This is a genomic window from Thalassospira sp. UBA4513 (genome assembly GCF_002388495.1).
Taxonomy (GTDB): Bacteria; Pseudomonadota; Alphaproteobacteria; order Rhodospirillales; family Thalassospiraceae; genus Thalassospira; species Thalassospira tepidiphila.
Genome location: NZ_DGMR01000038.1, coordinates 197,696 through 212,652, shown reverse-complemented (window position 1 = coordinate 212,652; position 14,957 = coordinate 197,696). Strand labels below are relative to the sequence as shown.

Genomic DNA, 14,957 nt, shown 5'->3' with positions numbered 1-14,957 from the left:
AGTGAGCAATCACGACACCCTTCGCGTCGACCTTGGTGCGCGCAGCTATGACATCCTTGTTGGCAGCAACCTTTTGGCCGATACCGCCAAATATATTGCCCCGTTCGTCAAGAAGGCCGGTGTGGTCGTGATCAGCGATGCGGCACTGTCGGACAATCATTTACCGACCGTGCTGGCATCGCTTGACGGGGCGGGCATTCCTCACCGCGAAGTCGTCGTGCCGTCTGGTGAAAAGTCCAAAAGCTTTGCCATGTTCGAAAACGTCGTCGAACAGATTTTGGCGATGGGGATCGAACGGTCCACCCTGATCATTGCCCTCGGTGGCGGTGTCGTTGGCGATCTTGCCGGGTTTGTTGCGGCGTCTTTGTTGCGTGGTCTTGATTTCGTTCAGATCCCGACCACTTTGCTGTCGCAAGTCGATAGTTCCGTTGGTGGCAAGACCGGGATCAATTCCAAGTCGGGCAAGAATCTGATTGGTGCGTTTCATCAGCCGCGTCTGGTTCTGGCCGATACATCCGTTCTTGATACCTTGCCGGCACGTGAATTGCGGTCGGGTTATGCCGAGGTCGCCAAATACGGCCTGATCGATGATCCGGAATTCTTTGCCTGGCTTGAAGAAAACGGGCAGGCGGTTCTTGATAAAGATGGATCTGAGCGCCGTCAGGCCGTGATAAAAAGCTGTGCGGCGAAGGCCCGCATCGTGTCCGAGGATGAACGCGAAGGCGGCAAGCGTGCACTTTTGAACCTTGGTCATACCTTTGGTCACGCGCTTGAAGCCGAAACCGGATATGGCGAAAAGCTTTTGCATGGCGAAGCGGTTGCCATGGGTATGGTCATTGCCCATGACGTTTGCGGTGCCATGGGTATGGCACCTGCGGGCGAGAAAGACCGGATTGTTGCCCATCTGAAATCGGTGGGTCTTCCGGTGACGGCATCCGAGGTCACGGGCATGCATTGGGATATCGACAAGGTGATCAGCCACATGTCACGCGACAAAAAAGTCCGCGACGGCGAGATCACCTTTGTCATGACCCGCGGGATCGGCAAGGCGTTTACATCCAAGGCAATGGATGTTGAAAAAATGCGTGCCGCGATCACCCGATCCTGTCGGGGTTGATCAATATTATACTGATTCACAATGCGTGTGGGTCGACGGACGTGCATGGTGGCGGTCACTTCGCGGTGGTGACTTTGCCGCCAATGTGTTGTTGTTAACTTGTTTAACGGCATTTGACCTTATAGATGAACACAGAACAAACTTGCTCTGTTGCAATCACCGCTTGGAGACGGCCCTGAATGACGATCACGATTGTCGTGATTTTTTTGCTGCTGATGCTTTCGGCATTCTTTTCTGGCTCGGAAACCGCGCTGACGGCGGCGTCGCGTCCGGTCATGCATCACAAGGAACAGGATGGTGACATTCGGGCCGCAATCGTCAACAGGTTGCGGCGGTATCAGGAACGGTTGCTGGGCGCGATCCTGCTTGGCAACAACATGGTCAACATTCTGGCCTCTGCCCTTGCAACATCGGTGATGATCGAACTGTTTGGTGAAAACGGTGTCGTGTATGCGACGGCGGTGATGACCGCGCTTGTTCTGATTTTCTCGGAAATTCTGCCAAAGACCTACGCGCTTCAGCATGCCGATACCATGGCGCTGCGCGTCGCGCGCCCGATGAGCATCCTTGTCGTTCTGTTCGCGCCGATCACCCAGACCATTCAGGTCCTGGTGCAGGCGACCCTGCGCCTGTTTGGCAGTGGCGAGGGCCCCGGTCTTGATAGCGAACGCGAATTGCGTGGTGCCATCGAACTGCATGCCGATGACGTAGTTGTCGGTAACCACCATGCCGAACGCACGATGTTGCACGGGGTGCTTGATCTTGAAGATGTCGGCGTTTGGGAAATCATGGTGCACCGTCGCAAGGTGCAAATGATCGACATTTCCCGCCCGATGGAAGAAATCCTTGATACGGTTCTGGCAAGTCCGCACACCCGTATTCCGATCTACGAAAAGGACCCGGACAACATTGTCGGTGTTCTGCATGCGCGTGAAGTTCTCAAGGCGATTGTACGCGGGGCCAAGCCCGCCAGTGCCGAGGATGTCCGCGAACTGAGCTCTGAACCCTGGTTCATCCCGGATTCAACCACCCTTGCCGACCAGCTTAAGGCGTTCAAGGAACGGCACGAACATTTTGCCATCGTGGTTGACGAATATGGCGCGTTCGAAGGCGTTGTGTCGCTTGAAGACATTCTGGAAGAAATCGTTGGCGATATTGCCGATGAAACCGACGTCGAAGTGGTTGGTGTCCAGCCGCAGGCTGACGGATCGGTCATTGTGCGCGGCGATGTCACCATTCGCGACCTGAACCGTCGTTTCGGCTGGCGTCTGCCAGATGAAGAAGCCGCCACCGTGGCCGGTCTTTTGCTGTATGAAACCCGGCGTATTCCCGATGTCGGGCAACAGTTCCGTTTCCACGGTTTTGAGTTTGAAGTGCTGCGGCGTATTCGCAACCAGATCACCCGTGTGCGTCTGCGCGCGGTGACGGATCCGGCCGGGGAAGAACAGGAATAAACCTTCTTCCCCGCTTTACCGGTGTGTTGCCGACAAACCACTATAGCGTAAAAAATTTCAGCTTTATCTACTTATGGGTTAAACTCTTGTTTCAGGGTCTTGACCCAAAGGATTGCAGGGCCACTTGCAAATAAGGGCCCGTCACACTGTGTCATCCAGTGACGTCATTTCTATGTGACGTCAGTCAGTGTGAAACCAGATGATCTGATCGGGTTTGGGCATGTGGCAACAGCAACCTGCAGAGAGAGATGCATGGATACGAAAATTGTACCGGGTGTGGTCCAGGAACAATCCATCGCGACACTCAACCCCGCCGATTCCGTGATGGACGCCGTCACCATGATGACGGAGCGCAAGATTGGCGCTGTCATCATCGTTGATAACAACGCCAGACTGGCTGGAATTTTTACCGAGCGTGACCTTGTCAACCGTGTGGTGGCAAAGGGGCTGGATGCGGCATCTGTGCCGCTTTCCAAAGTCATGACCGCTGATCCCGATACGCTTGGTCCGAATGATTCCGCCATGAGTGCGCTTGATCTGATGAGTGCACGGCGATACCGCCACCTGCCGGTTGTCGATGGCGACAAGGTTGTTGGCATGGTGTCGATCCGTGACCTGTTTAATGTGGTCAAACGCCAACTCGAAGAAGATGTGCGGGAACGCGAAAAGTTCATCTTCGGATCGGACTACGGCGTGGCCTGAAGCCACCGGTTTTCTGGAAGCAGCATATGGCGTCGGTCTGACGGGGAATTCCCCGTCAGGCCTTTGCAACGTGATGAATTCCGATGAGTTTCCCGAAATTCCGGTGACCGTCTTTTGCCGCGAGGCTTGGGCGGCGGGAATGACGGAAAATGCGTTTGCGACTTGACAGCCCGCAGGTGAACGTCTTTACGTTTACGTAAAGGAGAAATTCCGATGCCACTGTCCCGCCCCGCAGAACGCGAACACATCCATACCCGCACCGTGACCTGTCAGGGGTTCCGGCGCAAAGACGGCCTTTGGGATATCGAAGGTCACATCACGGATGTCAAAACCTATGGTTTTTCCAATCATGATCGTGGTGAAATCCCCGCCGGCGAGCCAGTCCACGGGATGTGGATACGCGTTACCATTGGCGATGATCTTGTGATCCGCGAGGTCGAGGCCGTAACCGACTATGCCCCGTTTTCGGCCTGCGATGCGATTGCCTCGAATTACGAAAAGCTGGTCGGTTTGAAGCTTGGCCCGGGCCTGCGCAAACAGATCCGCGACCGGGTGGGTGGCGTTCATGGCTGTACGCATCTGAATGAATTGATGGGCCCGGTTGCGACCACGGCGTTTCAGACAGTCTTCCCGATATTGGCCAAGGAATCCCTGCAGGCACGCGATGAAACCGATGACAAACCGCCACGACGCAATCCGCTGATCAATACCTGCCATGGCTGGCGCAGTGACGGGCCCGCCGTCAAACGGATATCCCCGGAACTCTATACCGGTGGAGATTAACCGGGGCGTCTTGCAAGTGCATCTGCCCGGTCCAATATCCAAATGGTCCGTAACGTGTAATTGTCAGGTGGCGTGTGTTCATGTTGCGTAGGTGTGGAAACGCCAATAACAAGAAAGATTGCAAAGGCTTCTTGCACCCGTTTGAAATGGCGGTGTTCTATTGTTGCGTGACTGCCATATTACTTCTGACGGCATCCATCGCGAAGGCACATGATCTTGCATCGCCACAGGCAGAAGCCGGACAAGCCAATCTTGATGAACAGGATGGCTTCCTGATCTTGCAGACCAACCTGCACCCCCCCTATCAGGAACTTCATAACGGCATACTCAGCGGATATTCGGTTTCGATCCTGAACTGTGTGTTTGATCGGCTTGATATTGGCTATGGGCTGGCGATTGCACCCCGCCAACGCAACCGCGAAATGGTGCGCACCGGCAAGGCCGACGGGTTCTTTTTGGCCCGCATCAGCGACGCGATGGACGAATACGCCGTGGCGTCAAATCCGTTGGCGCTTGAAAAATGGGTTTGGGTATCACCCGCGATCAAGTCGGATGATCCCCGTGTCAGTCGGCGGCCTAAGCCCGGTGATTTTTCTACAGTCGGGGCGATACTGGGATCGAACGAGGCCGAGTGGTTGCTTGAACAGGGCTACACCGATGTCATGCGTGTACCTTCGATTGCGTCACTGGTCGCGCAAGTCGCAGCAGGTCGGGTCGAATATGCCCTTGTCGATAAGCACAGTTTTGAATTCGCCCGTAAGGAACTGCAACTGACAGCCGATAAGTTCCGGATGCAGTTCGAACGCTATGTGCCACTGGTTGTGTATTTTTCCAAACATTACGTTGCGACTTTCCCGCGGCTGCTTGATGACCTCAATGCCGTTTTGGAATTTTGTGAAACCCGCCCGATGCATTTGGAAGCCTGGGAACGCGAAGCAATCCAGAATGTTCAACTACCCGGCATTCGCCAGTTTGCAAGTTCCCCGGAACTTTTGGGCTATGTTTTTAACCAGTTGGATGAGACAGAAATACAGAGTGCCGATCAGAAACTTCTGACGGATCAAGAATGGATCACGCTGGCGCGCGAAGGTGCCGCCAGTGCAATCGCGACGGAAATCCTTGGCAATGATTTGTCAAAATACCTTCGCACGTTTCAGGCCAGTATTGGCGAACAAGTGGCAGAGGCATTCGTTTTTGACACCCATGGTCAGATCATCGGCATGAGCCGCCTGACATCGGATTTTGATCAGAGTGACGAAGCCCAGTTTCAGATGATCGATAGCCTTAATCGTGAAAAGGCACTGATCACTGATATTTGGTATGACGCCTCGACCCGTGCGTTCCTGTCGCAAATCACGGTGCCGATCATTGACCCGGATAGTGGTCAGACACTTGCCGCCCTGACCGTAGGCCTGAACGTTTCCGCAGCACTGCGTCCGGAAAGCTGAGATCACGTAACGGTAAATCGTCCGGATTACTTGCCGGGCGGCTCGGAAATTTCAATCGCGATATTACTGTACCAGTCCGCCGCGGCTTGCATCTCCGCATCCGTCAGGTCCTTGGCAATCGGTGTCATGACGTCATGAACCCGCTTGCCGGTGCGAAATGCCTTGAGTTGCGTTTCGATATATATATTGGTTTCGCCTGCCAGATTGGGGGCGTCTTCCAGTGTTGAAATGCCATTCGCGCTATGACAGCCAACGCAAAGCTCGGGTGCATCATCTTCGGATGTGTCGGCGGGCAGGGTGCCTGATACCTCGAAATGGCTGAACCAAAGCGCAACCTTGCTGATCTGATCATCAGACAGTCCGCTTGCGACCACGGTCATCATTTCATGTTCACGGGTGCCGGTCTTGAAGGCGTTTAGCTGGGCGATCAGATAATCGACCGGCTCGCCCCCGATATGCGGGGCAATCGGAATGCGCGCCAGCCCATCAAGCCCATGACAGGTGCGACACATTCCGGCAACCTTGCGGCCATCCTGAAGGGCGTCCGCATCAGGCGTGGACTTATCTTGGGCCGCCACATTGGACACGCCCCCGGCGGACAAAAGCCCGCCGAGGAGTGCGATCATAAATCTGCGCATCAATTGCCCTCATACCAGATGCGATACAGCGCACCGGCCAGATCATCGGAAACAAGGATCGAGCCGTCGCGCAATTGGGCAACATCAACCGGACGGCCAAGATATTCCTCGTTCTCGTCAATCCAGCCTTCGGCAAACGGTTCGATGGTGGCGTTTCCTTCATCGTCAATGAAGGTCACCATCACCCGCGCGCCCACCGGGGTTGTGCGGTTCCACGACCCATGCTGGGCCGAAAATATCGCGTTCTTGTATTTGGCCGGGAACATGTTGCCGGTATAGAAGCTCATGCCAAGGTCGGCGGCATGCGCCACGGTTTCAACCGCAGGCATGACCACATCATAGGGCACTTCCTGACCGGCATATTCATTGGTGCGGACATCACCGCCGCCATACCACGGATGGCCAAAATGTTGGCCTGCGGCGGTTTGATGGTTGATCTCGCCGGGCGGGATATCATCGCCCATGCCATCGACCTGGTTATCGGTCCACCACAGTTCACCGGTGACCGGATGGAAGTCATGCCCGACGGAGTTGCGCACCCCGTATGTGTAGACTTCGCGGCCGGTGCCATCGGTATTGATGCGGATGATGCCACCAATTCCCCACTCGCGATAAAGATCCAGCTTGTCTTCCGGCGCCACGTTAAACGGCTGACCAAGCGAGATATAAAGCTTTCCATCCGGGCCGATTTTGCAAACGCGCGCGGTGTGGTTATAGCTTTCCTCGGCGGGTGGGATCAGATCACCCTGCTTGACCACGTTGAACGCGGCAACGTCCGGGCTTTCATAGAAAAACTCGGCCGCCGGGAACACCAGAACACGGTTCTGTTCGGCGATATAAAGGAACCCGTCCGACGAGAAGCACGGACCGTTCGGGATGCTAAATCGAAGCGACGGGGCGAAGTCCTTGACCTCGTCGGCGACACGGTCCTTGTTGCGGTCGGTGACCGACCAAACCTTGTCCTTGCGCGTGCCAACAAAGGTCACAACCCCCTGTGGCCCGACGGCAATATGGCGGGCATCGGGGACAATGGCATAAAGACCGATCTTGAAACCATCAGGAAGCTTGATGCGCTCAAGGGTCTTTTTGATCCCTTCGGCGTAATCACCACCCTGTTCGATGACGGTGAATTCTGTCGTTCCGGTTGATTGGAAGTTGGAGAGTTTTTCAAGATTGTCCGGCGCAGGTGCTTGCGCGTAGGCGGTTCCGGACATGGCAAGCGCAATGCTCGCCATTAGAAGGCGTTTCGTCATTACGTAGTCCTCCCGATTGTCGCGGATGCCATTGACCGGCATCCGTGCCGCGCGAATTTCACCATTCGCACGGCTTGTGTATAAGCATTGCGCCTAATCGGTATGAACGTCTAGGTTGATTTCACTATGTGGAATTATTCTTAATTGTTTTTGTTGCCCAAGGCGATTTCGTATTCTGCTGGTGTCATGGTTTTGAGTGCCAGCGCGTGCACGCGATCCTTCAGCAACGCATCAAGCGCGCCATATACAAGGCGCTGGCGATTGACACGGTTTTCGCCTTCGAATTTTTCGGAAACCACAAGAACGGAAAAATGGGACTCGCCACGCGGGTCTGCACCGGCGTGACCGGCATGTTTGGACGAATCATCATTGATCTGTAGTTCGACCGGGCTGAATTGTTCGGTCAGGATGTCACGGATCTGGTTGGCGACCTGCATGGTAAGGGCCTCTGTTTTCTGGTGATGTTTGCAGATTGCTGCAAAAACGTTTCTTTACGTCACGTTCTGTCATGCGGTGACCGTTTTTCAAGCCTTTTATCGCATTTAAAGCGCCCGTATGATATTGCGCGCATCGAATTTTCAGAACATATAGACGCAAATGAACCGAGGACACCGCAACAAGCGCAAGACGCTTTACCATGAAGAACCCGTTCTGCCGGAATGTGACTGGCCGGAATGTGACGGGCATGGGGAATTCCGTGCGCCCAAGGATCGCAAGTTGCGCGACTATTACAAGTTCTGCCTGGAACATGTCCGCGAATACAACAAATCCTGGAACTATTATGCCGGCATGAAGGCCGAGGATATCGAAAACGACATGCGTCGCGATACCCACTGGCAACGCCCGACATGGCAGTTCGGTCATATCCGCGGATCAAAAAAACCGTTCAATTTCAAATTCAAGGACGGGTTCGGCTTCTTTAACGAAGACGGCGACCAGACCCATCATGGCCCCGGCGCCGAAGCCAGGGCCAATGCCGAACGCAAACGCAAAAGCGAAGAAGCCCAGCGTCGCGCTGGCGCCATGGGCATGCCTGCCGAACAGCAAGAGGCCATGGCGACCCTTGATCTTGGATGGCCGTTCACCCGCGATGAACTCAAGACGAAATACAAGGCACTTTCCAAAAAGTACCACCCTGATGCCAATGGCGGCGACAAGGCGGCCGAGGAACGGTTCAAGCGGATCAGCGCGGCCTATACGTCACTCACGCGCTATATCCGCGATCTTGAAGCGCGTGTGACACTTTAGCTTTCTGGCTAATTTTCTGCGAAATTTGGTCAAAACCGGTCTATCTGGTTGCAGTTTGCGTATCTGGAAGGTCTTATCGACCAAACCTTTTGCGATAATAGATATTTTTTGCGCATCTTCCCTTTGTGTGATGCGTCATAACCGCTATTAATGAGCAAGTTTAACGAAACGACCGCGTCACCAGCGCCGGTCCGAAAAACGCGCGAGTACTTATGAGCCAAGGTTACGAAGCGAGCGGTGCAGCGGCAGAACATCCGCTTGATACACCCGACATCACCATTTCCGTCCGTGAAACGTTCGGGATCGATATCGATATGGAAGTCCCGGCATTCAGTCAGGGCAGCGAACATGTGCCGGCGATTGATCCGACCTATCGTTTTGATCGCGATACCACGATGGCGATCCTGGCGGGTTTTGCCCATAACCGCCGCGTGATGATCCAGGGTTATCACGGCACCGGTAAGTCGACCCATATCGAACAGGTGGCAGCGCGTCTGAACTGGCCGTGCGTGCGCGTGAACCTTGATAGCCATATCAGCCGTATCGACCTGATCGGTAAGGACGCGATTGTTCTGCGTGATGGCAAACAGATCACCGAATTCCGCGAAGGCATTTTGCCTTGGGCGCTCAAACGCCCTGTTGCGATGGTGTTTGATGAATATGATGCCGGTCGCCCCGATGTGATGTTCGTGATCCAGCGTGTGCTTGAAGTCGATGGCAAGCTGACCCTTCTTGATCAGAACAAGGTCATCCACCCGCATTCGCATTTCCGCCTGTTCGCAACCTCGAACACGGTCGGTCTTGGCGATACCACGGGCCTTTACCACGGTACTCAGCAGATCAACCAGGCACAGATGGACCGTTGGTCGATCATTGCGACGCTGAATTATCTGTCGGTCGAAGACGAAACCAACATCGTCACCGCCAAGGTTCCGGCATTTGATACTGCCGAAGGCCGCCAGAAGATCGAGGCAATGGTTGCCCTTGCCAATCTGACGCGTCAGGGCTTTGTGGCTGGTGATATCTCGACCGTCATGAGCCCGCGTACCGTGATCACGCTTGCAGAAAACGCCAAGATTTTTGGCGACGTTTCCTATGCCTTCCGCGTAACGTTCCTTAACCGTTGCGATGAAGTCGAACGTCCGATTTTGGCGGAATATTACCAGCGTTGCTTTGGTGAAGAACTGCCTGAGGAAGCCATTAATGTAATGGTCCGCTAAGGCGTGGCTCTTAAGCAGATTGGCGAACTGGTTCCACAAGCGAGTAGTGCGATGAAGAATGATGAGGCTCTTTCCGGCTTCTTGCGCGGCACGGCAGCGACGTTTCGTGCGCTTGCCGGGCGCAATGATCTGGAAGTCGGCTTTGTCAAAGGCGGGCGTCCGGGCGGCTATGGTGAACATGTGCGTTTGCCGATGCCCAAACAGTCTATGCCCAAGGATGAAGTCGCCGATCTGCGCGGTGTTGCCGATGGCTGGGCGCTTAAGATGCGCCACCATGATGCCACCCTGCACGCCAAACGCATGCCCGAAACGGCCGAGGCACAGGCTGTTTACGATGCGCTTGAAACTGCACGTGTCGAAGCAGTGGGTTCGCGGTATTTCCCCGGTGTGCGCAAAAACCTTCGCGAACATGCCGAACAGGATTGCCATGCCAAGAACTATCACCGTGTGACATCGCGCGACGATGCCCCGTTTGCCGATGCGATCGGGATGCTGGCGCGTGAAGTCTTTACCGGTGAAAAGGCCCCTGAATCTGCCGGTCCGCTGATTGATCTGTGGCGTTCACATATCGAAGAAAATGCCGGTTCAGACCTGAGCAACCTGCGTGATCTGCTGGACGATCAGGATGCCTTTGCACGCGGCATGCGCAAATTGCTTGATCACCTTTCGCTTGAAGACGACCTCGACGATGCCCCGCCCGAACAGGAAGGCGAGGATGACGAGCAAAAAGACGGCGAAAATGATCCCGATCAGGAAGACATGGAAAGTCAGGGCGGCCAGCAGGGCCAGAATGACGATTCCGAACCTGATGGCAGCGATGATCAAACCGACGCCGGTTCCGAAGAAGCCGAAGCCGGTGAAGGCGACATCGATGATCAGCAGCTTGAAGCCATGTCGCAGGAAGAAAAGCCTGCCGGACCGGGCGAGCAGCCGGAATTTGATGGCCGCAACGAGCCAGTTGAACGTGGCTATGAGCCGTTTACCCGCGAATTTGACGAGGTCGTCACCGCAGATGATCTGTGTGAAAACCTCGAACTGTCGCGCCTGCGCGCCATGCTTGATAAGCAGCTGGCCAACCTTCAGAACGTGGTTTCCAAGCTTGCCAACCGTCTGCAACGCCGCCTGATGGCGCAGCAGAACCGTGGTTGGGACTTCGACCTTGAAGAAGGCATTCTTGATGCCGCCAAGCTGGCCCGCATCGTCTCGACCCCGTCGACGTCGCTGTCGTTCAAGCAGGAACAGGATACCGACTTCCGCGATACGGTTGTCACCCTTCTGATCGATAATTCCGGCTCCATGCGGGGCCGTCCGATCACGATTGCCGCCCTGTCGGCTGATATTCTGGCCCGCACACTGGAACGTTGTGGCGTTAAGGTCGAAATCCTTGGTTTCACCACCCGTCAGTGGAAAGGTGGCCAGTCGCGCGAAAGCTGGGTCGAGGCCGGAAAACCGCCGAAACCCGGTCGTCTGAACGATCTGCGGCACATCATCTACAAGGCTGCCGATACGCCATGGCGTCGGGCACGCAAGAACCTTGGTCTGATGCTGCGCGAAGGGCTGCTTAAGGAAAACATCGACGGCGAAGCACTGCTTTGGGCGCATGAACGTCTTCTGGGTCGCACCGAACAACGCCGGATCATGATGGTGATTTCCGATGGTGCGCCGGTGGATGACTCGACCCTTTCGGTCAATTCCGGGAATTATCTGGAACGTCATCTGCGCGAAGTGATCGAATGGATCGAAACCAGATCTCCGGTCGAACTTCTGGCGATCGGGATCGGTCATGACGTCACGCGTTATTATCGCCGGGCGGTCACGATCAACGATCCGGAAGAACTCGGTGGCACCATGCTGCGTGAATTGTCCGATCTGTTTGACGAGCAGGGCGCGCGCCAGCCCAAACGTCCGATGCGCCATGTGCCCGCCGATAACGCGCAGGCCCGCGATCATGCCACAGGCGATCGCGACCGCTGGTAAGGGCAGGGGTGCTTGAAGGATGACCACGATCACCCGCTTTGCACCAAGCCCGACCGGATATCTTCATCTCGGCCATGCGGCCTCAGCCTTGTTTTCTGCAAAACAGGCCGGGCCGGATGGCCGTTTTCTTTTGCGGATCGAAGATATCGACCAGACCCGGTGTCGTCCGGAATATCTGGATGCGATCTATGAAGACCTCGCCTGGCTTGGCCTTGAATGGGAAAAACCGGTTCGGGTGCAGTCCGATCACTTTGCCGATTATCAGGCGGTGCTGGATCGCTTGTTCGACATGGAACTTCTTTATCCGTGCTTTTGCACCCGCAAGGACATTCAGGCGGAAATCGCCCGCATCGGCAACGCACCACACGGCCCGGATGGCGCGCTTTATCCCGGGACCTGCCGACAGTGTTCGCCAACCGAACGCAAGAATCGCATTGCAGCCGGTGAAAGCTATGCACTTCGCCTTGATATGTGGGCTGCGATCAAACGGGTGGGCAAGGAACTGACATGGTTTGATCGCTCGGCAGGCAAACAGATCGCCACCCCGGAAATCTTTGGCGATGTGGTTCTGGCACGCAAGGATACCCCGACCAGCTATCATATCTCGGTTACCCATGATGATGATCTGCAGGGCATAACCCTCGTCACTCGTGGTGAGGACTTGTTTTTTGCCAGCCACCTGCATCGTTTGTTGCAGGAATTGCTGGGCTATGACGTGGCGGAATATCACCATCACGGGCTTTTGACCGGGCCTGATGGCAAACGCTTTGCCAAGCGTGACAAATCCAAGACGCTCAGATCCATGCGCGAAGAGGGGATGTTGCCCGCCGACGTGATCAAGCTGGCGGATCATTTCTGATTGACCGGGGCTGGTCGGTGATCCCTTAGTAAGCCGTAATATTTTGTGTTTTTCATATTCCCGTTGTCGTTGATTATTACCTCCGTATAGGATGTTTTGATCGAACGATGATGTCGGGGGCACAAGACCAGATGAAAAAAGATGCTGGCTTGGTTAGGGGAATTGCGAAGCGCATTCTCGACCCGGGCATAGAAATAAGTGCCGGGGAAGAGTTGAACGGAAAGGTTCAGCGCGACCTTCTTGATCTGGCCTATCGCAACAATTGGGCAAACATTTTGGTCAACCTTGCTGCGGGCGGCAGTTTGGTTGTGATGCTCTGGCTGCTGGGCGATCTTGCACCGATCACTGTGGTCTGGTTGATGGTCGTGACGGTGGTCTGTTTTGTGCGCTTCTGGGGTGGGTATCTGTACCGGATGGAGCGTGAAAACGTCAGTAACCTGTCCGATGCCTTGTTGCGCAAGTGGCGATTTCGCTACCAGACTGGTGTGGTTGTAACCGGGCTTCTTTGGTCAATGGTCGGAGTGATCGAAATTCCGACGGTCCATGGTGAAAGCCAGTTTCTCACCATGATTATCATCGCTGGTATGGCCGGCGGCGCCACGGGAATTCTGGCGCCCGTCTTTTGGGTCGGGCGCATTTACCTTTGCGCCCTGTTGCTTCCGCCGGCGGTCATTCTCTCGCTGATGCCAGAATCGAACTACATCCTGTCGGCATTGGGGCTGGTGTTCCTTATGGTGATGCTGGTGACGCACCGGAACAACCATGCTGTCCTTTTCCGATCCTTCGTCCTGAAGCATCAGAACCATGGGCTGGTCGAAGACCTCAGGCAGAAAAACCGGATTACCGAAAACTGGAATGCCACCCTCGAAGCGCGGGTCGAACAGCGCACAGAGGAGCTGCGCAATCTGGTCGAACACGATGCCCTGACCGGTATCCTGAACCGTGACGGGATTGTCGCATGGTTCGAACATAAAAAGAGATCGGACGCGCTTCTGGATTACGCTGTGCTGTTTATCGATCTCGACCGGTTCAAACAGATCAATGATGGCTTAAGCCACGCGATTGGTGATGAAGTTCTGCGTGCTGTCAGTATGCGACTTCGGGAATGTGTTGATGACCGCCATGCGTTGGGCCGTTGGGGCGGGGATGAGTTTCTGATCGTTCTGGCCGCCCCGCATGAAGAGCTTCACCCACTGGTCGAAACCACGGTTGAACTGGCGCAGCGTGCGGTTAATCAGCCGATCAATATTGTCGGTCATACATTGCATGTCGGGTTCAGTACTGGCGTTGCCTTTTCGTCCGGACGTAATCCGTCGATATCCGAACTGATCCACTGGGCGGATCTGGCCGCGGCCGAGGTCAAGCGATCCGGCCGGGGCAGTGTGCATAACTACGACAAGATGCTGCTGACGGAGCAGGAACGCCGCCTGAGCGTGACACAGGCGCTGCGCCGGGCACTGAGTGCTGATGAGTTTTATATCGAGTACCAGCCGGTCATTGATGCAACCCGTTGCGAAATAATCGCCTACGAGGCGCTTTTGCGCTGGAATAGCGCGGTGCTTGGCACTGTGCCACCCGATGAATTCATTCCAATTGCCGAGGAAAGCGCGCTCATCGTTGATATCGGGGAATGGTGCATGCGGCGCGCCTGCCAGACCCTGCATGACAATACCGAGATTCCGGTCACCACGAAAATTGCCATCAACGTTTCGATCCGTCAGATCGTGATGCCGAATTTTCCCGATATGGTTTCGCGCATCCTGACGGAAACCGGTCTTGCATCCAGTCGGTTGGTTTTGGAAGTCACGGAATCGATCTTTGAAAAACGCCAGACGTCGCAGATTTCCGCCGTGCTTGATCATCTGCACGCGATGGAAGTTGGTATTCATATCGATGATTTCGGGACCGGGTATTCATCCTTGTCGCGCCTGCATGAAATTCATGTCGATGCGGTCAAGATCGACAAATCCTTTGTCTTGTCGATGGATGAAAATGCCCGCGTGGTGATCGAGGCGGCAATTCTGATCGCTCATCGCTTTGGTCTTAAGGTCATTGCCGAGGGGATCGAGACCCCGCAACAGCGCGCGGAACTCCGCGCGATGGGGGTAGATGCCTATCAGGGGTACTTCTTTGCCCGTCCGGGACAACTTCCGTGTCGTGACATTCACTGGAAAACTGATCCGGATTTGCCGACCTGAGGCTGTTTCTTTGGAACTGGCGCAAAAAAAAAACGGCCTGCCGCAAGTGTGGCAAGCCGT

At 55.1% G+C, this 14,957-nt stretch carries 13 protein-coding genes; 10 read left to right on the top strand and 3 right to left on the bottom strand.

The window, feature by feature from the left end:
• Nucleotide 1: 1 nt before the first annotated feature.
• From aroB to B2T33_RS16575, 5 genes are all read left to right on the top strand, one after another.
• Nucleotides 2-1,117 carry a 3-dehydroquinate synthase gene (gene aroB, locus B2T33_RS16595; protein ID WP_197146651.1) on the top strand — a complete coding sequence of 372 codons (1,116 nt, stop codon included), beginning with the start codon at nt 2-4 and terminating at the stop codon, nt 1,115-1,117.
• Nucleotides 1,118-1,296: 179 nt separating this feature from the next.
• Entirely contained in the window at nt 1,297-2,571 is a 1,275-nt protein-coding gene (locus tag B2T33_RS16590; RefSeq protein ID WP_008889896.1) for an HlyC/CorC family transporter, read from the top strand.
• 252 nt (nt 2,572-2,823) lie between these two features.
• The gene (locus B2T33_RS16585) at nt 2,824-3,273 is read left to right on the top strand and encodes a CBS domain-containing protein (RefSeq protein WP_197146652.1); all 450 of its coding nucleotides are present in this window, start codon (nt 2,824-2,826) and stop codon (nt 3,271-3,273) included.
• Nucleotides 3,274-3,486: 213 nt separating this feature from the next.
• A complete protein-coding gene (locus B2T33_RS16580) occupies nt 3,487-4,056 on the top strand; it encodes a DUF2889 domain-containing protein (protein ID WP_286792663.1) in 570 nt (189 codons plus the stop codon).
• Between the two features lie 167 nt (nt 4,057-4,223).
• On the top strand, nt 4,224-5,504 hold the full coding sequence (locus tag B2T33_RS16575) for a transporter substrate-binding domain-containing protein (protein WP_252724050.1): 1,281 nt from the start codon (nt 4,224-4,226) through the stop codon (nt 5,502-5,504).
• 26 nt (nt 5,505-5,530) lie between these two features.
• Here the strand turns inward: B2T33_RS16575 and B2T33_RS16570 are convergent, their stop codons facing one another.
• From B2T33_RS16570 to B2T33_RS16560, 3 genes are all read right to left on the bottom strand, one after another.
• Complete coding sequence (locus B2T33_RS16570) at nt 5,531-6,142, bottom strand: c-type cytochrome (protein WP_197146655.1); 612 nt, start codon at nt 6,140-6,142, stop codon at nt 5,531-5,533.
• Nucleotides 6,142-7,395: a PQQ-dependent sugar dehydrogenase gene (locus tag B2T33_RS16565; RefSeq protein WP_063089129.1), complete on the bottom strand. Its 1,254-nt coding sequence runs from the start codon at nt 7,393-7,395 to the stop codon at nt 6,142-6,144. The genes B2T33_RS16570 and B2T33_RS16565 overlap by 1 nt, the downstream gene beginning before the upstream one ends.
• A 140-nt stretch (nt 7,396-7,535) precedes the next feature.
• Entirely contained in the window at nt 7,536-7,832 is a 297-nt protein-coding gene (locus B2T33_RS16560) for a BolA family protein (RefSeq protein WP_197146656.1), read from the bottom strand.
• A 160-nt stretch (nt 7,833-7,992) separates the two neighbouring features.
• On the opposite strand from B2T33_RS16560, the gene B2T33_RS16555 reads away from it, so the two are divergent.
• The 5 genes from B2T33_RS16555 (at nt 7,993) to B2T33_RS16535 (ending at nt 14,897) form a co-directional block, all read left to right on the top strand.
• Complete coding sequence (locus B2T33_RS16555) at nt 7,993-8,643, top strand: DnaJ domain-containing protein (RefSeq protein WP_008889903.1); 651 nt, start codon at nt 7,993-7,995, stop codon at nt 8,641-8,643.
• Between the two features lie 212 nt (nt 8,644-8,855).
• Entirely contained in the window at nt 8,856-9,863 is a 1,008-nt protein-coding gene (gene cobS, locus B2T33_RS16550; protein ID WP_008889904.1) for a cobaltochelatase subunit CobS, read from the top strand.
• 51 nt (nt 9,864-9,914) lie between these two features.
• Nucleotides 9,915-11,840 (top strand): cobaltochelatase subunit CobT, encoded by a 1,926-nt coding sequence (gene cobT, locus B2T33_RS16545; RefSeq protein WP_064781123.1) that lies wholly within the window; start codon nt 9,915-9,917, stop codon nt 11,838-11,840.
• Between the two features lie 19 nt (nt 11,841-11,859).
• Nucleotides 11,860-12,699, top strand: a complete 840-nt coding sequence (gene gluQRS, locus B2T33_RS16540; protein ID WP_197146657.1) for a tRNA glutamyl-Q(34) synthetase GluQRS — start codon at nt 11,860-11,862, stop codon at nt 12,697-12,699.
• A 212-nt stretch (nt 12,700-12,911) separates the two neighbouring features.
• On the top strand, nt 12,912-14,897 hold the full coding sequence (locus B2T33_RS16535) for a putative bifunctional diguanylate cyclase/phosphodiesterase (RefSeq protein WP_252724051.1): 1,986 nt from the start codon (nt 12,912-12,914) through the stop codon (nt 14,895-14,897).
• The last annotated feature ends 60 nt before the right edge of the window (nt 14,898-14,957 follow it).